The organism is Actinomadura miaoliensis, from assembly GCF_039536785.1.
Classification (GTDB): domain Bacteria; phylum Actinomycetota; class Actinomycetes; order Streptosporangiales; family Streptosporangiaceae; genus Spirillospora; species Spirillospora miaoliensis.
Window position 1 is genome coordinate 214,609 of record NZ_BAAAZG010000001.1, and the last position, 17,364, is coordinate 231,972.

Genomic DNA, 17,364 nt, shown 5'->3' on the forward strand with positions numbered 1-17,364 from the left:
CGTGGCCGTCAGTCCAAGGCGGTGCGGGCGGCCGTGAGCACGATGTCCGCCAATCGCTCGGCCGCGTCCGGACGGCCGTGGTCACGCGCCCGGGCGGCCATCGCCGCTCGGCGGCCGGGATCGGTCAGCAGCGGCGCCACAGCCGCCTGCAGGTCCGCCGCCGACACCTCTCCCATCAACGCCACCGCGGCGCCCGTAGCCGCCAGGTGCTGGGCGTTGTGAGCCTGCTCGTTCCCGGCCGAGGACGCGAGCGGAATCAGCACCGCGGCCTTGCCCAGCACGGTGAGCTCGGCGATCGTTCCGGCCCCGGAACGAGAGATCACCACGTCCGCCAACGCCAGGACGTCCGGCAACTCCGGTCCCATGAACCCGGCCAGGAAGTACCGACCCGCCGCCTCCGCCGACAGTTGCGCCGTCCGACGCCGCAGGGTGTCGACGTTGCCGGGTCCGCACTGGTGGATCACGTTGGCCTGTTGCAGCAGCCACGGCAGGATCTCCGCGACGAGGGTGTTGATCTGCTGGGAGCCCTGCGCGCCGCCGGTGACGTACACCGTCGGCCGACGCGGGTCGAACCCGCGCAGGTCCAGCATCTCGACGGCCCTGTGGGAGTCGCCGGTCAGAACCTCCGGGCGCACCGGGTTGCCCGTCACCACGGCGGCCGCCCGCAAGCCGGGTGGCAACAGCTCCAGCGTGGACTGCGACGACACCGCGACCCGGGCCGCGACCCTGGCCAGGGTCTTGTTGGCCAATCCCAGCCGGACGGTCTGCTCGTGGACCACCAGAGGACGGCGACACATCCGGGCCGCAAGCCCCACGGGGACCGCGACGTACCCGCCGGTGGCCAGCACCACGTCCGGGCCATAGCCGGCGATGATCGAGCGGGCCTGCGCGACGCCCAGCGGCACCCGCCCCATGTCCCTCACGTTCGCCGGCGACGCCAGTTTCAGCGGGTTCGCGGCCCGCCGGATCTTCCCCGTCGCCACAGTCTCGAACGCGATGCCCTCGCTCGCAGCCACACGCGACTCCAGGCTGTCGGCTGCGCCAACCCACAGGACGTCCAGCATCCCACCGGTGGCGGCCAGCCGAGCCTGCAGAGTCCTCACCGTGGTCAGCGCCGGATAAGTGTGGCCGCCTGTGCCGCCACCGGTGACGACCATACGGAGTGCTCGGCGCGAAACCTGAGGAGAGGCAGGACTGGTGGCGGCGTTCAAGCAGGCTCCCGGCACTCGGCGTAACAGTGGAGCGGCATGCAGTGATCAGGCAGCCACAGTAACCGGCCCCGGCACGGCCGCGAAGCCGTTCGGACCTACGCCGCCACGAGTGAACCGTCAGCACAGGGACCGGTCGTCGCCAGGCCCCACCCGATGTACGGCTTCCCGCCGACCGACATGCTGTGCCGCGCCACCTCGGTGTCGTCCGAAATGCCCGAGAACCGAACGACGATCTGCGGTCTCCCGAGGCCGAGCACGTCGAACCAGCCGTACGGGTACCACTCTGTCGCACCCGTCGCCGTCGGGAAGAACCCGGACGATCAAAGCCCAATGCTGTTGCACGGGCTGGTCCAGCGGCGAGCAGCACGCCACCGGTAGCCATCGACACGCCTCGCCATGGGCGTTTTTGGTGACCTTTGCCCTGCGGGGTTGATGACCGTCACCTCGACGTGCTGATAAGCATGAAGGCGCTCGGGCAGGACATCGCCGCAGAGGTGAAGGAGGCGGACGCACCACGACTCATCGTGGACAGCTTGACCATCGACCAGACAGTCGCGCAGGCCGAGAGATCCTTGCCGACATCCTGCCCCCCAAGGGCCACCGGCACGAACCACGCAGGAACGCCGCGCGCTGCTGCGGTGGGCGAATCGCGCCGACCAGGCCGCCGATGACGTCGACTTCTGGCTGGAGAACTGCAAGACCTCATCGGTGAAGCCGACTACTTCCTACTCCGCGCAGCCGAGGAAGACGGCCGCAAGCGGCTGGACGATCGCAAGGTGCTGTGCGGGATCCTGTTCGTCCTGCATACCGGGATCCGGCGGGAGTACCTGCCGCAGGAGCTGGGGTTCGGCTCTGGGATGACGTGCTGACGTCGCCTGGCCGAATGGCATGAGGCCGGCGTGTGGGACCGGCTGCACCGGCTGCTGCTGGAAGAACTGCACGCCGCCGGGCGTCTGGACTGGTCCAGGGCGATGATCGACAGCTCGCACGTGCGGGCGCTCAAGGGCGGCCCAAAACCGGGCCGAGCCCGGTCGACCGCGGCCGGCCGGGCTCGAAACACCACGTGCTGACCGACGGCCACGGCATTCCCCTGGCCTTGGCGTTGACCGGCGGCAACCGCAACGACGTCACCCGGCTGATGCCGCTGCTGGAGACGGTGCCGCCCGTCCGAGGCCGGGTCGGACGGCCCCGCCGCCGGCCCAGGCCCAACCGCGGCTACGACCACGACAAATACCGGCGGCTGGTATGGGCCAAGGGCATCAAACCGGTCATCGCCCGCCGTGGTACCTCGCACGGATCGGGTGCCTGGGCGTGCAGCGCTACGTCGTGGAACGCACGATCGGCCTGCTGCACTGGTTCCGCCGCCTGCGCATCCGCTGGGAGATCCGCGACGACATCCACAAGGCGTTCATGACCCTCGCCGCAGCGATCATCTGCTGGCGACGCCTCGTCCGCTGATTCTCTAGAACCTCTAAGTGCAGCATTTCGGAGAAGCGAGACCAGGCTGCCCACCGGTCAAGCGTGGATCGTGAGGTGGATGGTCGCCCAAGCTCGGCGAGGTTGGCTGTCACGACCGGCATGCCGTGGGGTTCGCCAACCGGCTCAAGCGCAACCGGGCCATCGCGACCAGGCCGTCCGCTACGAAGCAACCCGCCCACGTCGCGTGCATCAACGGATGGCTCTGACCACTACGGTCTGTCTGGGACGGGCCGTTCGAAGACGAGTTCGCGGCCGTCCTCCTCATCCCATCGCTCGCCCGTTTGCTGGAAGCCGATGGCGGTGATGATCGCCAGGGACGCGGCGTTGTCCGGGGACACCGAGGCTCGAATGGTCCTGGCACCCTCGTCTGTGGCTCGATGGAGTAGTTCGGTCGCGATGGCCTTGCCCCAGCCTTGCCGGCGAGCGGCCGGGTCCACCGAATAGCTGATCTCGATGGTCCCCTGGTCGCTGGGCGGGGCATGAAAACCGCCGTGGCCGACCACTCTTCCATCGGGTTCGGACACCACCGCCCACACGCGGCCCTGGGGCTGGTCGGGAGCAGTCTGGCGGAGTTCGGCCCGGTAGCGCCACAGGCCCCGCAAGTCATCGCCCACGAAGTGCTCGGTGAGAGAGACTCCCACCTCCGCAGAAGCCGCAGGGATGTCATCGACCGCGAGCGCAGACATGGCCTGCGGGGGTATCTCGACCAGCCTGAAAATCTGCTTGGAGCCATCTTTGGTCACGGGCCAGATGGTCGCACCAGCCGCGTACGCGCCTCAAAGGCTTTTCTGGAGTGCTTGCAACTACCGACCTCCGTTGCTGGAACAGGCCTTGGCGCCGCGCGGACCGCGTGGTCCCCGGCGGGGAACGCGAACCACTCCTGCGTCAGGTGGGCCTGCGGATCGGAGGGCTGTAGAGGTAGAAGGACACCGGGCGGGCCGCAACACGGAGACCCTCCATCTCCGGGGTGGGGTTCAGTACCTCTGATCTATCTGAGGTATGGCTGGGCCCGGCGTCTTGTCGTGGTACGACGCCGGGCCCTACTTCGTGGGCGGGGTGGCAAGAACCCGCTCCTCAGGCTGCGGGCGTCCGCCGGTACGCGCGGCCAAGCTGGTCAACGAGCTGGTCGAGGTTGCCGACGATGAGCAGCTGTCCAAGACGATCTTCCGCCCACGGGCGGGTGGACGTGCTTTGCATCGACGAACTGGGATACATGGAGCTGGACCGGCGCGGCGCTGAACTGTTGTTCCAGTCCTGACCGAACGCGAGGGGAAGAACAGCCTGGCGATCGCCTCCAACGAGTGCTTCGGTGAAAGCACATGTTCGCGCGAACCTGTGCAAGGTGAGTGCCGAAAGGTCATGGTTCAGTGACCCGGGCGCCACTTCGTCCAGGATCGCGCACGGGCGTACGGCCACTGGCCCCTCGTGGGTACGCCCGGGGTCCGCTCGGTCAGGGGCGTACGTAGCGCTGGAACATGATTCCTGAGGCGAAGGAACGGTGCTCGACCAGGCGCAGCCGCAGTTCCTTCCCCACGGGCAGGTACGGCTTGCCGCCCCCGACGATCAGGGGGAACGTGTACACCCAGAACTCGTCGATCAGGTCCAGCAGGGAGGCGGCCAGCTCGGGGCCGCCGAGCTGGAGGGTGCCGTCGATCTCCTGTTTGAGGCGCGTCACCACGGACACGGCGTCCTTGCGACGGACGATCGTGACCCCTTCGGGGACGGTCTGGAGGGTGTCGGAGAAGACGTACCGCGGCGTCTCCTTGTAGAGCCGGGCGAACTCCCGCTCGACGGCCGGGGCGCCTTCCTTGCCGAGGTCCTGCGTCCAGGGCTTTTCCATCGCCTCATACAGCCGCCGCCCGAACAGGAACGCCGCGATCCGGCGAACATGGTCGTTCGCCGCCTGGTGGTAGTCCTCGGCCGGGTCCAGGAAGTTCATGCCGCCGCCGGGACCCTCGATGTAGCCGTCGATCGAGGTGTTCATCCAGTAGATGACCTTGCCCATGAAACTCCTCCTTGGTCGTAGCGGTCGTCCAGAGTGGAGACCTGATGGAGGGCCGGAACTCATCGCAGGCAGGCTGGCCAAACGGTGCTTTTCCGGATGGGCCGGGGCCGTTGGGGTGCCGGACGGCCAGGCCGCTCAGTACCGATTCCAGGACGTCGGAGTCGTGGCCGGTGAAGCCCGCGTGGGCGAGGACGGTGAGGCGTCTCGTCGTATCGGTGGACGACTCTGGTCATGCTCGTTATCGGCGGCTGTGGCGGGGGCGGCCCGGGTGAGGTCAGGTGACGGTGTCGGAGGCGGGGACGTTCTGGTCGGCGGCCCAGGAGGCGAGGATGCGCAGCCGGTCGTGGGTGGGAGAGCCGGGCTTGGCGGTCCAGACGGTCAGGTGCTGGTCGGGATCGGTGTTGGCGGTGAGGGTGTCCCAGTCCAGGACGAGTTCTCCCGCGACCGGATGGTTGAGCGTCTTGGTCCCGACGGTGCGGGAGGCGACCTGGTGCTCGCCCCACCACTGGGCGAAGTGCTTGTCGCGCATCGACAGTTCCCCGACCAGCGCGATCAGGCGGGGGTCGTCAGGGTATTTCGCGGCTTCCATGCGGAGCTGGGCGACGGAGATGCGGGCGGAGGTCTCCCAGTCTGCGTACAGGGTGCGCATCGCGGGGTCGGTGAACTGGATCCAGGGATAGTTGCGGTGCTTTTCCGGAAGCCGGGAGAAGTCGGTGACCAGGGCGGCGGCCAGCGAGTTCCAGGCCAGGATGTCGCCGCGCCGCCCCTGGACCAGGGCCGGAGTGGCGGTGAGGTCGTCGAGAAGACGTTGCAGCTGCGGCTGCACTTTCTGCCTGCCCCGGCGCCGGGCGCGGGTGGTGGTCTTGCCCGCGAGCTGAAAGAGATAGGCCCGCTGATCGTCGTCCAGGTGGAGAACGCGGGCAAGGGTGTCCAGGACGGGCGCCGACGCCTGGATGCGTCCCTGTTCGAGACGGGTGTAGTAGTCGGTGCTGATCGCGGCGAGCTGGGCGACCTCTTCACGGCGCAGCCCGCTGACCCGTCGATGACCACCGGTCTCGGGTAGGCCGACGGTGCGGGGGCTCAGCTCCGAGCGGCGCTTCTTGAGGAACTCGCCCAGCTCGTTCAGGGCGGCGTTGCCGGTCATGCTCTCCAGCATGGCACCGATCGTGCCTGGTCACGGGGGGAGAAATTCCTCCCAGGATGGTGGCCTCCCAGGATCGAATCCTCCGCTTGTGACGGCTTCGGACGAGCAGGAGGCTCGAACCCGAGCAACCCGCGACAGCCGGCGGCAGCCACGCCGTCGGGTCGGCGCCGTCGGCGAGCTTCGCCCGTGCCCCGGCTGTGCCACACGAACATCCCGATCTGAAAGAAGCGATCACCATGCGCGGAGCAGTCATCCACGCCCCCGGCGACGTCCGTTTCGAAGAGCGCGACGACCCGAAGATCATCGAGCCCACCGACGCGGTCATCCGTACCGTCGCCACCTGCGTGTGCGGCTCGGACCTGTGGCCCTACCGCGGGATCGAGGCCGTCGACGAGCCCCACCCGATGGGTCACGAGTACGTGGGCATCGTCGAGGAGGTCGGCGCTGAGGTCACCTCGGTCACGCCGGGACAGTTCGTCGTCGGCTCGTTCGCCACCTCGGACAACACCTGCCCCAACTGCCGGGCCGGTTACCAGTCCTCCTGCCTGCGTCGGGAGTTCATGACCACCTGCCAGGCCGAGTACGTCCGCATTCCGCAGGCCCAGGGCACCTTGGTCGCCACCCCCGACCGGCCGGCCGGCGAGTTCGTCCCGAGCCTGCTGGCCGTGTCCGACGTGATGGGCACCGGCTGGTACGCCGCCGTCGCGGCCGAGGTGAGGCCCGGATCCACCGCAGTGGTCGTCGGTGACGGCGCGGTGGGCCTGTGCGGCGTCATCGCCGCCAGGGAACTGGGCGCCGAGCGGATCATCGCCGTGAGCCGCCACGAACCCCGCCAGAAGCTCGCCCTCGAGTTCGGCGCCACCGACATCGTCACCGAGCGCGGTGAGGAAGGCGTCGCCCGCGTCAAGGAGCTGACCGGCGGCATCGGGGCCGACTCGGTGTTGGAGTGCGTCGGCACCCAGGAGGCGATGCGGCAGGCCCTGCGCTCGACCCGTCCGGGCGGCAACGTCGGCTTCGTCGGCGTCCCCCACGACGTGCGGATCGACGGCGAGGAACTGTTCTTCTCGCACGTCGGCCTGCGCGGCGGCCCGGCCCCCGTGCGCCGCTTCCTGCCCAATCTGATCGACCGCGTCCTCACCGGCAGGATCAATCCGGGCAGGGTCTTCGACCTGACCCTGCCCCTGGAGCAGGTCGCCGAGGGCTACAGGGCGATGGACGAGCGCCGCGCCATCAAGGCCCTCCTGACGCCCTGACCGGGAACCGGCCAGGACGCCGACGGTGTGCGGCCCCTGGCATCCGCCAGCCGCCCCCACCCATCTCGCACAAGGACACATCATGACCACGTTCGCCCTCGTCGGCGCCGGCCCCGGCTTGGGCCTGGCCACCGCTCGCCGCTTCGGAGCCGCAGGCCACGCCGTCGCCCTCATCTCCCGCAGCACCCGGCACCTGGACCACCTGACCGTCGAGTTGGCCCGCGACGACATCCAGGCCCGCGGCTTCGCCGCCGACGCCCTCTCCCCCGCGTCGCTGACCACCGCACTGCACAGGGCCGCCGACGCCCTGGGCCCCATCGAGATCCTCCAGTACAGCCCCGTCCCCCACGCCGACTTCATGAAGCCGGTCCTCGACACGAGTGCCGACGACCTCGACGCACCTCTGGCCTTCTCCGTGAAGGGCCCCGTCGCCTGCGTGAACGCCGTCCTGCCCGGTATGCGCGACCTCGGCCGTGGCACCCTCCTGTTCGTCAACGGCGGCACGGCCGTACTCCCCAATCCCGAACGTGCCGGCACCTCGGTCGCCTTCGCCGCCGAAGGCGCCTACGCGCGCATGCTGCACGACGCGCTCGCCCCCGAGAACGTCCACGTGGCACAGCTGATCATCCCCGGGGCCATCCGGCCCGGCGCCGAGCACAGCGACCCGGACGTCCTGGCCCGGCGCCTGTTCGACATCCACCGGTCGCGCGATGGCTTCCGCCACTACGCCGAGCCTCTTCCCGACTGATGTTCCCGGAGGTGCCCGTGATCTCGAATGTTCCCGGCCTCGCCCGTGCGGTCCCGGCAGCCGCCCTGCTGCTGACCGTGACCTCCTGTGCGCACAACCCGCCGTCCACTCGCACCTCATCGGAGCCGAGCACGGCGCCTTCCACGCACCCCGCGACGTCTGAAAGGGCCGCTTCCGTGAACCTTCGGCTGACCATCAACGGGACCCCTGTCGACGCCACTTTGAACGACAGCGCCGCCGCGCGGGACTTCGCCGCCCAACTCCCGCTCACCCTGACGCTGACCGACTTCCACCGGACCGAGAAGATCGCCGATCTGCCTCGCCGCCTGTCCACCTCCGACGCCCCTGAGGGAGCCGCCCCCCGCGCCGGCGACCTCGCCTTCTACGCGCCCTGGGGAAACCTCGCCGTCTTCTACCGTGACGCCCCCTACGCCACTGGACTGGTCATCCTCGGCCGCATGGCCGGCGGTGGCACCGAGCGGCTTGCCACCGCCGACGAGGTCAGGGTGACGATCGAATCCGCGTCGTGACCTCGGCGAGCGTTCCATGACAACGCTCGCAGACACCGCGCCGGCCCCACCGCATCACCGAGGCCCGGCCCGGGCACGTCCCCACCACAGGCTCTGACCTGCAAAGTCAGCAGTGAAAGGAACCACCGTGAACGCCGTCAACGGGAGCTTCGCCGGCAGGGTGGCGTTCGTCACCGGAGCCGCCTCCGGCATCGGCCGCGCCGCCGCCATTGACTTCGCGCGCGCGGGCGCTCATCTGGCGATCGCCGACCTGTCGGCCGACGGCCTGCGGGAGACCGCACGGCTCATCAAGGAAACAGGAGGGCAGGCTCTGGCTTTGACGTGTGACGTCACCAACGAAGACGACGTGAAATCCGCCCTGGACGACACCGTCCAGACTTACGGGCGCCTCGACGCCGCCTTCAACAACGCCGGTGTCGAGCAGCCGGTCAAGCCCGCGGTCGACATTTCCGAGGACGAGTGGGAGCGCCTCATCGGCGTCAATCTCACCGGCGTGTTCCTCTGCATGAAGCACCAGATTCCGTTGATGCTGCGGCAGGGAGGCGGCGCGATCGTCAACACCTCGTCGGGCGCGGGCGTCAAGGGCTTCAAGGGCCAGGCGGCATACGCGGCCGCCAAACACGCAGTGGTCGGCCTGACCCGTTCCGTCGCACTGGACTATGCCTCGTCGAATATCCGGATCAACGCGGTGTGCCCTGGTGTCATCGACACCGAGATGATCCACCGCTTTACCGGCGGCACGGCCGAAGGGCGCGCGGCGATGGTCTCGGATGAGCCGATCGGACGCCTCGGCGAGCCCGAAGAGATCGCTGCGGCGGTGTTGTGGCTGTGCTCGGACGCGGCCTCCTTCGTCACCGGCCACGCCCTGGTCGTCGACGGCGGTCAGACGGTCTGAACCGGTCTCACTCAACAGACCTCTCGAAAGGAGAACAGCGCATGAACCCCGTCTACGACTTCACCGGCCAGGTCGCCCTCGTCACCGGCGCCGGCTCGGGCATCGGACTGGCGACGGCCCGCGCGTTCGCCGAGTCCGGTGCCGCCGTCACCCTGGCCGACGTCAACGAAGGCGCCGTGCGGAACGCGACGCGAGAACTCGCCGACGCCAGCCGCCGTGTCCTGGGCGTGGCCTGCGACGTCAGCGACGAGAACCAGGTCGCCGCCATGGTCGACCGGACCGTCGAGACCTTCGGACGCCTCGACATGGCCTTCAACGGCGCCGGTGTTCAGATTCCGCCCAGCGACGCCGCCGACGAACCCTCCGAGGCCTTCGACCGCGTCACCGCCATCAACCTCCGCGGCGTCTGGGCGTCCATGAAGCACGAACTGCGTCACATGCGCGCCCAGGGCGGCGGGGCGATCGTCAACTGCTCCTCGCTCGGCGGCCTCGTGGGGATCCCCGGCCGCGCCTCCTACCACGCCACCAAGCACGGGGTGATCGGCCTGACCAGCAGCGCCGCCCTCGAATACGCCCCGCGGAACATCCGCATCAACGCCGTCTGCCCCGGCACCATCGACACCCCCATGGTCAGTGACATGATCGCCAAGGGGGAGCTCGACCGCGCGGAGGCCGTGGCCAACCAGCCCATCAACCGGCTCGGAACCGCCGACGAAATCGCTCACGCGGTCCTGTGGCTGTGCAGCCCCGGAGCGAGCTTCGTGGTCGGAGTCGCCCTGCCCGTCGACGGAGGATACGTCGCCCGCTGACACCGGCGCCCCGCAGGTCACGCACCACGGGCCTCGTGAAAGCCGTTATGGCCGCACGCCGAAACGGCTTGTCGAAGGGACATTTCGTTCCCTGGGAGAAAGGCATCCGGGGAGAAAAATCTCCCCTCAGGTGCTGACCCGCAAGCAGATGTACACCGGGACGGGCTTTCGCCCCGTCACCGAATACAACCTCACCCTCGGCGCCGACCCCCGCGGACGGGTCACCGCGGCCGTGCACGACATCCGCGCCGAGACCTCCACCTACGAGGACTACCGGGAGGCGCTCACCGGGCTGGGGCAGATGCTGTACGCCACGCCCCACGTCCGCCAGACCTACCGGTCGATCCCGCTGGACATCAACACCCCCACCTACATGCGCGGCCCCGGCTCGGCCACCGCCGCGTTCGCCATCGAATGCGCGATGGACGAACTCGCCTACGAGCTCGGCGTCGACCCGATCGAACTGCGCCTGCACAACGAGCCCGACCGCGATCCCGGCACCGGAGTACCGTTCTCCACCCGCCGGTTGCGCGAGTGCTTCCGCATCGGCTCCCGCGCCGTCGCCTGGGACGAACGCGCCCCCCGGCCGCGCTCGAACCGCGACGGGAACTGGCTGATCGGCACGGGCGTCGCCGTCGCCGCCTACCACACCCAGCGTGCCCCGGCCCAGGCGGTGGCCAGACTGCACGCCGACGGCACCGCGATCGTCCAGTGCGCGACCTTCGACATGGGGCCGGGCACCTACACGTCCATGACCCAGGTCGCCGCCGACGCCCTCGGCCTCCGGGTGCCCAGGGTGCGGTTCCGGCTCGGCGACTCCACCATGCCGCCGGCCCTGCCGCACGGCGGATCCATGACCATGGCCAGCGTCGGCTCCGCCGTCCAGGACACCTGCGACAAACTCCGCTCGCAGGCCATCGCCCTCGCCATCGCGGACCCTCGATCGCCTCTTCACGACGCCTCCGCCGCCGACGTCGTCGTCCACGATGGCCGCCTGCACCTACGCGACGAGACGGCCCGCGGCGAGACGTACCGGCAACTGCTGGCCCGCAACAACCGCTCCCACCTGGAGGCACGCGGCGGCTACAGCCCTGGCGACGAAGTGGAGCGATTCTCCACGCACGCCTACGGCGCGGTGTTCGCCCAGGTCGCCGTCGACGAACACCTCGGCCTGGTACGAGTGCGGCGGGTGCACGGCGTCTACGACGCGGGACGGATCATCAACCCCAAGCTCGCCGAAAGCCAGGCGATCGGCGGCATGGTCGGCGGGATCGGCATGGCCCTGCTGGAACACACCGTCACCGACCACCGCGACGGCCGCGTCGTCAACGCGGACATGGCCGACTACCTCGTCCCCGTCAACGCCGACGTCCCCGACGTCAGTGCGATCTATCTGAACGGCGACGATCACACCGCCGACCCCATCGGCGTCAAGGGCCTGGGCGAGGTCGTCATCGTCGGCGTGGCACCCGCCATCACCAACGCCGTCTTCCACGCCACCGGACGCCGCGTCCGCACCCTCCCCATCACCATCGAAGCCCTGCTATGACACCCGAACCACAGATGACGGGAATGAGGGCGGGGCAACTCGCCCTAGATGGACCCAAGCTGGCACGCCCGTGGGGTCGGGATGTTGAGGGCCTTGGCCAGCGCGTGGACGAGTCGGAACCGGGCGGTGTGGTGCTGGGCGGCCACCCGGCCCTTGCCGGTGCGGCATGGCGAGCCGGCCGGGGCGGCACCGCTCGGCATGGGGCAGTCGTGGGCTTCCACGCGCCGGAAGTCGTCGTCACTCCCCAGCCGAGTGTCTTATAAGTGCGTTTCGCAGCTCCAGTCGCTTGCACCGACCTATAAAACAGCGAACGTTCTGGACGGCGTGTTTCATCGGTGACCACCTCTGAAACGCGGGCGCTGCGTCTGGCCGCGGTCGGCGTCGGGTCACCACTGGCTGATGAGCGGCGTGTCCGGTTCGTGCTGCCGCCAGGCTTCGGTGAGGCGGACGAGGCGTGCGGGGGCCGCGATACCCCGCACGGTTGCGATCCTGCCGCCCGTGATGTCGAACGCCACGGCGCCGATGACCTGGTCGCCGAGCACAAAGAGGATGGCGGGGTCGCCATTGACGAGCGCGTAGTGGATGGCGGGCGTGCCGCCCGCGAATCGCCGCTTCGCGGGTGTGGGTTTGAGGCCGGCCCGTACGACGGCGGCGATGCGCTGCGGAGTGTCGTACCGCAGCAGCTTCCCGGCCAGGCCGGCGCCGTCGGAGATCGCGGTCGCGTCGTCGGTGAGCAGCGCCACCAGCCGTTCGGTGCGGCCCGAGGAGGCAGCGGCGAGGAATTCCTCGACGATCCTGCGGGCGGACGCCGGGTCGACATCACCGCCGCGGCGGCGCGCGGCGGTGATGCGGCGCCGGGCCCGGTGCAGGTGCTGCTGGCTGGCGGACTCGGTGATGTCGAGGATCTCGGCGATCTCGGCGTGGCTGTAGGAGAACGCCTCGCGCAGGACGTAGACGGCCCGCTCGAGAGGCGACAGGCGCTCCATGAGCGTCAGCACGGCCAGGGAGACCGATTCGCGCTGCTCGAACGAATCGGCCGGGCCGAGCATCGGGTCGCCGTCGAGAAGCGGTTCGGGCAGCCAGGCGCCGGCGGTGCGTTCGCGGCGGGCTTGTGCCGAGCGGAGCCGGTCCAGGCACAGGTTGGTGACGACCTTGGTCAGCCATGCTTCCGGCACCTTGATCCGCTGCCGGTCGGCGGCCTGCCAGTGCAGGAACGCATCCTGCACGGCGTCCTCGGCGTCGGCGGCGGAGCCCAGCAGCCGGTAGGCCAGTGAGGCCAGCCGGTTCCGGCTGGCCTCGAACCGGCTGGTGTCGAAGCGATCCGTGGCGGTGCTGTCCACGCGAACCCACCCTAGGCGGCCACGCGACCGCCTTCTCGGCGGGCGACCACCTTCCCGGCGGTCGCGTCCGGCGCAGCGACCAGGCGGTGCTTGCGCTTGGGCACGCCGAAGGTCGGGTGCGAGGTGGCCCACAGCGACATCTTGAGGATGCCCGCCTTGACCCGCGCGGCCTTCCAGCCGCCCACATACTTCGGCTTCGCTCGCGCTTCGTCGTCGACCATCTGCAGGATCCCGTCCCGCCGCCCGAGGCTGATGTGGTTGCCTGGGTAGGCCAGCTTGGTGTGTGCGATCTTGCGGCCGGTCAGGAGTCCCACGATCGCCTCTGTGGCCTGCCGGCCGGTGTAGCCGGCCGAAGCACAAGACATCGGCAGCGGCCGGCCGTTGTCGCCGATGGCGTAGGCGCTGTCGCCGGCGGCGTAGACGTTCGGGTGCGAGACCGACCGCATGGTGCGATCGACGACGATCTGACCGTTCTCGGTGACCTCCAGCCCGCCAGCGGCGGCGATGGGGTCGACCGCGAACCCGGCTGTCCACACGGTTGCGTCGGACTCCAGGGCGGTTCCGTCGGCGCACAGCACCCGCGTCGCTTCGACGGCTTCGACTCTGGTGTGCTCCAGGACGGTGACGCCCAGCCGGTCGCAGGCCTGGCGCAGGTGGCTCCGGGCTCCGGCGGAGAGGCGGGCACCCAGCTCGCCGCAGGCGACCAGCGTCACCGACAGGCCGGGCCGGGATTCGGCGATCTCGGTGGCGGTCTCGATGCCGGTCAACCCGTCGCCGACGACCAGCACACGCCCGCCTTCGTCCCGCCTGTCCAAGCTGTCCAGGCGCTCGCGCAGGCGCAGCGCCGAGGGCCTGGCGGCGATGTCGAAGGCGTGCTCGGCCGCGCCGGGGACGGCGCGGCCGGCGCCGTGGCTGCCGAGCGCGTAGACAAGCGTGTCGTAGCCGAGTTCACCGCCGCCGTCGGTATCGGCCACGGCGACGACCTGGCGCTCGGGGTCGACGGCGGTGACGCGGGCCAGGCGCAGCCGTATCCCCGTGCCCGCGAAGACGTCGGCGAGCTTCGGAGCCTCGATGTCCTGGCCGGACGCGAGCTGGTGCAGCCGCATCCGCTGGACGAAGTCCGGCACGGCGTTGACCACGGTGATCTCGGTGTCCGCCGGGGCCAGCCGACGGGCCAGGGTCCCGGCCACGTAGGCCCCGGCATACCCGGCGCCGAGGACGACGATGCGGTGCTTCATGTGATGCTCCTGTCGGTTCGCTTGCTCCTCGGTGACTTGAGCGGAACAGCGCCCCGATTGCTGACAGGAACCGCATGTGGCTTGAATCACATAGCGGCTGGAACGTCGTCCAACGATGCTCGCGACGTCGAGGCAGCGCAGATGCACGCCGAGCTGAACGAGGTGAGCTGATGCCGATCACTGACTACACCGACGTCATGCTCGCCAAGCGGAAGATGTCCGTGGAGGAACTCGCCGAACGCGTCGGCATCACACCCGCCAACCTGGCCCGTGCCGAAGAATGGCCACGCCAGAGCCGCCGCACCACCACTACGCCGGGGCGCTCAATCGACGGTGGGAACGATTCCGCCGATTCTGTCGCGCCGCGAACCCGACGTGCGCGCCGCCCCACGGCGGCTTGCAGGCCCGCAGCGCGGACGGCGCGGACGGGAGCGACGCGCTCGCCTGCACGCTGGGCGGCCTCCGCTTCACCCCCTCGCCACACTCCGCGAACCCTCGACTGCCAGCCCGGCGACCTGCTGCGCTCGGAGACCGCAGACTCCGCGAGCGCGTCATGACCACGGCCCACCGAAACCTGCGACGCGGCCACCGTTTCCCCGTATCCGCATCAGACCATTGCGCGGCCAGCTCGGGAGTCGGGCGCCCGCTCGATGAAGCCCGAGAATCCCTCATCGTGTCTCCGTGCGTGATCGGTCGGCGGCGCCAGCAGATGTGCGGGGGCGAGGCACGGCGGCGACCGGTCCCAGGTCGAGCCGGGCGTCCATGTCCAGGCGGATGGTGCCGTACGGGTAAGAGGATGCCCTCCTTGCCGCGGACCTCCTCATCTCGGCGGTGTGCCGCTTCTCCACCCGCTGCTCGGGACCAAGTTGATCTTGTGGAGCAGGGCGATCAGCAGGTCGACCAGGACATCAGTTCGTCCGCGACCGCTGAAAGAAGTCAACTTCACCGCCCTCGACCTGGCCGCATGACCATCTGGTTCTGTCGACGTCCAGCAGCAGCGTTCGTCGATGAGTTCGGGCAACGCGCCTGATCATCGGGATCTGGTGTCGATGAGTTACGTGAACCTCCGGGGCCTGCCGGGTGCGACCGCGCTGGAGCAGGCCCGCACTGCGGGACGGTTCACCCACGTCCACGACGCGTGGTGGGCTGAGGCATGCAAGGCCGACGGTGACGCTGCGGGCACGCGCGCGCTGGTCGAGGCGCTGTTGCCAGCCGCCCCATGGCACACGAACACATCGTCGCCGGCATCGCTTCTGCCCTCCGGGCCGGAACACTGACCCTTGATGCGGTCGCGCTGGAGGCCCGCAAAGCGGCTGCGGCCGATGACTCTCCGGACGCACCCGAAGACGAGTCTGGCGACGGTGACCTCGCTGATGCCCGGCGACTGGCCCGCCTTCCGCCGACAGGCGTCTCCTGCCTTCGGTGGACCCTCTACGACCAGCTCCTGCGCCGCCGTGCCGGTGGGCAGGACTCCATCAGCAAGGACGAGATGCGATGACGACCCCGGGGGCTGACCGAACAAGCCGCCGAAACAGCCGTGGACACCGCCTGCCGGATGCTGCGCCTGCCGACCACCCAGGCTCAGTTCACCGACCTCGCCGAGACCGCTGCCCATGAACAGATGTCCTAGCGGGGGTACTTGGCCGAGCCGCTGATGGCCGAGTGCGGCAACCACAACCGGCGGCGCTCGAGCGACCGGCAGGCTGGCGCGGTGAAGCGCATGTTGAGGCACGCGTCCGGCGGTGACGGTATGTGAGTGGAGGTGCTACGGGACGTCTGCCCGCCTGCCCCCTGGCAGACGGGCAGACGCTATCTGTAGGCAGGCGGTCAGGCCGGGCGGACCGGGTGGCGGAGGATCGTGCGCATCCGTGCCGGGTCGGTCTCCCGGACGTCGGACAGGTAGATCTCGTGATGCAGGCCGTTCATGACCAGCCCGGAGTGCTCCATGAACTCCTCCATCAGGGCCAGCGTCTTGGGTTCGTCCGCGTATGCGCCGTGGTGCAGCATCTGCACACACCGCCCCTCGGTGAAGGTGACGAGCTGGACGCGAGCGGCAGCGGGATCCTCGGCGGCCTGCCTGGCCTGGTCGAACCACTCGTCGGCCACCGAGTCCGGCAGCCGCAGGAACAGGTGCCACCACCACTCCGCGCGCGGCACGTCAAGCGCCGGCCTTTCGTCTTCCACCCACCAGCGGCCCTCCAGCGGCGGCATCTCGAAGGGCGCGCCGTTCGCGGCGGCGATGCCCATCAGAGGGCCGGCAACGCTGTACAGCGCCTGGATGCTCGTCATGTGCACCGGCCCGCCTGGCTCGCCCTGCCCTGTCACCGACAGGCCGCGCACCGGGCCGAATTCGACGAGCTCTGGGGAGTCGGCAGCGGAATACCAGTTCATTCAGGGTCCTCCAGTTTGATCATCAGATGTGTCACCAGCTGTCCGCTGGTGTGGTTGTCGGGTCGTAAACGTCCACCTCACGTAGCGATGCGAGCGGCGTGTGCCCGTGATCGCCCACGACCCACGCGAACAGGGCGTGTCTGGTGAGCGTTACCTGGTGGTAGGGGCAGATGTGGGTCGCTAGGCGTACACGCCACGCGGCAGGAGGTCGGGCCCGTCCTCGATCTCGGCGGCCACTGCCAGCTCGCCCCACTGCGACAGGTCGGGTGGCAACAGCCCGACGATCAGCGGGACCTCCGGCGGACCGGCCGTCTCGATCAGCCGGGCCGCGCACGCCGAGGTGACCGCGCCGATCTCGTCCTGAGCGGCCACCTCCCGAACCGTCACCACCTGGCAGGCGGGCTCTCGCATGAGCGTCATGCCTGTCTGCGGTAGTCCACCGGCGAGTACCCGATCGAGCGTCGCCAGGGTGCGCCTTCGGCACGCGAGGTCGGCCTCCATACGGTCGCGTGCACCGCCGAGCACTCCGTCCTCACCGGCCGGCACCCGCCCGGCCTCCGCACGAGGCACATCGAGCGAGCGCAACAGCCCGGTCAGCAGCGCCTCGGCGGGCCTGCCCCGGCCGGCGGTAGCGGTGGCCATTGTCCGGGTCGACGTGGGCCGGCACCAGTGGCCGCAGCTCGTCGTAGTTCCTCAGCTGCTTGACGTCGAGCCGGCACAGCCGGTCGAACCGCCCGATCGGCAGATATCCGTCGTTCACGCGACCAGCATG

The 17,364-nt window shown here is 69.5% G+C and carries 18 protein-coding genes and 1 pseudogene; 9 read left to right on the forward strand and 10 right to left on the reverse strand.

Going from position 1 to position 17,364, the window contains the following annotated elements:
- Positions 1 to 8 precede the first annotated feature (8 nt).
- A complete protein-coding gene (locus tag ABD811_RS01010) occupies positions 9 to 1,157 on the reverse strand; it encodes a UDP-N-acetylglucosamine--N-acetylmuramyl-(pentapeptide) pyrophosphoryl-undecaprenol N-acetylglucosamine transferase (protein WP_344939404.1) in 1,149 nt (382 codons plus the stop codon).
- Positions 1,158 to 1,960: 803 nt separating this feature from the next.
- Between ABD811_RS01010 and ABD811_RS01015 the strand changes: the two are divergent.
- Positions 1,961 to 2,669, forward strand: a pseudogene (locus tag ABD811_RS01015) (IS5 family transposase); the annotation flags it as partial.
- 230 nt (positions 2,670 to 2,899) lie between these two features.
- On the opposite strand, the gene ABD811_RS01020 reads toward ABD811_RS01015, so the two are convergent.
- The 3 genes from ABD811_RS01020 to ABD811_RS01030 all read right to left on the reverse strand — a co-directional run bounded on the left by ABD811_RS01020 (position 2,900) and on the right by ABD811_RS01030 (position 5,851).
- The gene (locus ABD811_RS01020; protein WP_344939405.1) at positions 2,900 to 3,433 is read right to left on the reverse strand and encodes a GNAT family N-acetyltransferase; all 534 of its coding nucleotides are present in this window, start codon (positions 3,431 to 3,433) and stop codon (positions 2,900 to 2,902) included.
- A 707-nt stretch (positions 3,434 to 4,140) separates the two neighbouring features.
- Positions 4,141 to 4,695, reverse strand: a complete 555-nt coding sequence (locus ABD811_RS01025) for a dihydrofolate reductase family protein (RefSeq protein ID WP_344939407.1) — start codon at positions 4,693 to 4,695, stop codon at positions 4,141 to 4,143.
- Between the two features lie 274 nt (positions 4,696 to 4,969).
- The gene (locus ABD811_RS01030; RefSeq protein WP_344939409.1) at positions 4,970 to 5,851 is read right to left on the reverse strand and encodes a helix-turn-helix transcriptional regulator; all 882 of its coding nucleotides are present in this window, start codon (positions 5,849 to 5,851) and stop codon (positions 4,970 to 4,972) included.
- Positions 5,852 to 6,075: 224 nt separating this feature from the next.
- Between ABD811_RS01030 and ABD811_RS01035 the strand changes: the two genes are divergently transcribed.
- The 6 genes from ABD811_RS01035 (at position 6,076) to ABD811_RS01060 (ending at position 11,623) form a co-directional block, all read left to right on the forward strand.
- Positions 6,076 to 7,092, forward strand: coding sequence for a zinc-dependent alcohol dehydrogenase family protein (locus ABD811_RS01035; RefSeq protein ID WP_344939411.1), 1,017 nt, complete (start codon positions 6,076 to 6,078; stop codon positions 7,090 to 7,092).
- An 82-nt stretch (positions 7,093 to 7,174) separates the two neighbouring features.
- Complete coding sequence (locus ABD811_RS01040; protein WP_344939413.1) at positions 7,175 to 7,840, forward strand: SDR family NAD(P)-dependent oxidoreductase; 666 nt, start codon at positions 7,175 to 7,177, stop codon at positions 7,838 to 7,840.
- A gap of 176 nt (positions 7,841 to 8,016) precedes the next feature.
- Positions 8,017 to 8,370, forward strand: a complete 354-nt coding sequence (locus ABD811_RS01045) for a cyclophilin-like fold protein (RefSeq protein WP_344939415.1) — start codon at positions 8,017 to 8,019, stop codon at positions 8,368 to 8,370.
- Positions 8,371 to 8,497: 127 nt separating this feature from the next.
- Complete coding sequence (locus ABD811_RS01050; protein ID WP_344939417.1) at positions 8,498 to 9,265, forward strand: SDR family oxidoreductase; 768 nt, start codon at positions 8,498 to 8,500, stop codon at positions 9,263 to 9,265.
- Between the two features lie 41 nt (positions 9,266 to 9,306).
- Positions 9,307 to 10,074, forward strand: coding sequence for an SDR family NAD(P)-dependent oxidoreductase (locus ABD811_RS01055; RefSeq protein ID WP_344939418.1), 768 nt, complete (start codon positions 9,307 to 9,309; stop codon positions 10,072 to 10,074).
- A gap of 130 nt (positions 10,075 to 10,204) precedes the next feature.
- On the forward strand, positions 10,205 to 11,623 hold the full coding sequence (locus tag ABD811_RS01060; RefSeq protein WP_344939420.1) for a xanthine dehydrogenase family protein molybdopterin-binding subunit: 1,419 nt from the start codon (positions 10,205 to 10,207) through the stop codon (positions 11,621 to 11,623).
- Between the two features lie 44 nt (positions 11,624 to 11,667).
- Here ABD811_RS01060 and ABD811_RS01065 read toward each other — a convergent pair whose 3' ends face one another.
- The 3 genes from ABD811_RS01065 to ABD811_RS01075 all read right to left on the reverse strand — a co-directional run bounded on the left by ABD811_RS01065 (position 11,668) and on the right by ABD811_RS01075 (position 14,201).
- A complete protein-coding gene (locus ABD811_RS01065; RefSeq protein ID WP_425549345.1) occupies positions 11,668 to 11,844 on the reverse strand; it encodes a zinc finger domain-containing protein in 177 nt (58 codons plus the stop codon).
- Positions 11,845 to 12,009: 165 nt separating this feature from the next.
- Positions 12,010 to 12,963 carry a sigma-70 family RNA polymerase sigma factor gene (locus tag ABD811_RS01070; RefSeq protein ID WP_344939424.1) on the reverse strand — a complete coding sequence of 318 codons (954 nt, stop codon included), beginning with the start codon at positions 12,961 to 12,963 and terminating at the stop codon, positions 12,010 to 12,012.
- Between the two features lie 11 nt (positions 12,964 to 12,974).
- Positions 12,975 to 14,201, reverse strand: coding sequence for an NAD(P)/FAD-dependent oxidoreductase (locus ABD811_RS01075; RefSeq protein ID WP_344939426.1), 1,227 nt, complete (start codon positions 14,199 to 14,201; stop codon positions 12,975 to 12,977).
- A gap of 215 nt (positions 14,202 to 14,416) precedes the next feature.
- Between ABD811_RS01075 and ABD811_RS01080 the strand changes: the two genes are divergently transcribed.
- Together ABD811_RS01080 and ABD811_RS01085 are read left to right on the forward strand one after the other, a co-directional pair.
- Positions 14,417 to 14,758: a hypothetical protein gene (locus ABD811_RS01080; RefSeq protein WP_344941041.1), complete on the forward strand. Its 342-nt coding sequence runs from the start codon at positions 14,417 to 14,419 to the stop codon at positions 14,756 to 14,758.
- 450 nt (positions 14,759 to 15,208) lie between these two features.
- Positions 15,209 to 15,478 (forward strand): hypothetical protein, encoded by a 270-nt coding sequence (locus ABD811_RS01085; protein ID WP_344939428.1) that lies wholly within the window; start codon positions 15,209 to 15,211, stop codon positions 15,476 to 15,478.
- Between the two features lie 550 nt (positions 15,479 to 16,028).
- On the opposite strand, the gene ABD811_RS01090 is transcribed toward ABD811_RS01085, so the two are convergent.
- The 3 genes from ABD811_RS01090 to ABD811_RS01100 form a co-directional block, all read right to left on the reverse strand.
- Positions 16,029 to 16,592: a GyrI-like domain-containing protein gene (locus tag ABD811_RS01090; RefSeq protein WP_344939430.1), complete on the reverse strand. Its 564-nt coding sequence runs from the start codon at positions 16,590 to 16,592 to the stop codon at positions 16,029 to 16,031.
- A 180-nt stretch (positions 16,593 to 16,772) separates the two neighbouring features.
- Complete coding sequence (locus tag ABD811_RS01095; protein ID WP_344939431.1) at positions 16,773 to 17,012, reverse strand: hypothetical protein; 240 nt, start codon at positions 17,010 to 17,012, stop codon at positions 16,773 to 16,775.
- A gap of 112 nt (positions 17,013 to 17,124) precedes the next feature.
- A complete protein-coding gene (locus tag ABD811_RS01100; RefSeq protein WP_344939433.1) occupies positions 17,125 to 17,352 on the reverse strand; it encodes a MerR family transcriptional regulator in 228 nt (75 codons plus the stop codon).
- Between the last annotated feature and the right edge of the window lie 12 nt (positions 17,353 to 17,364).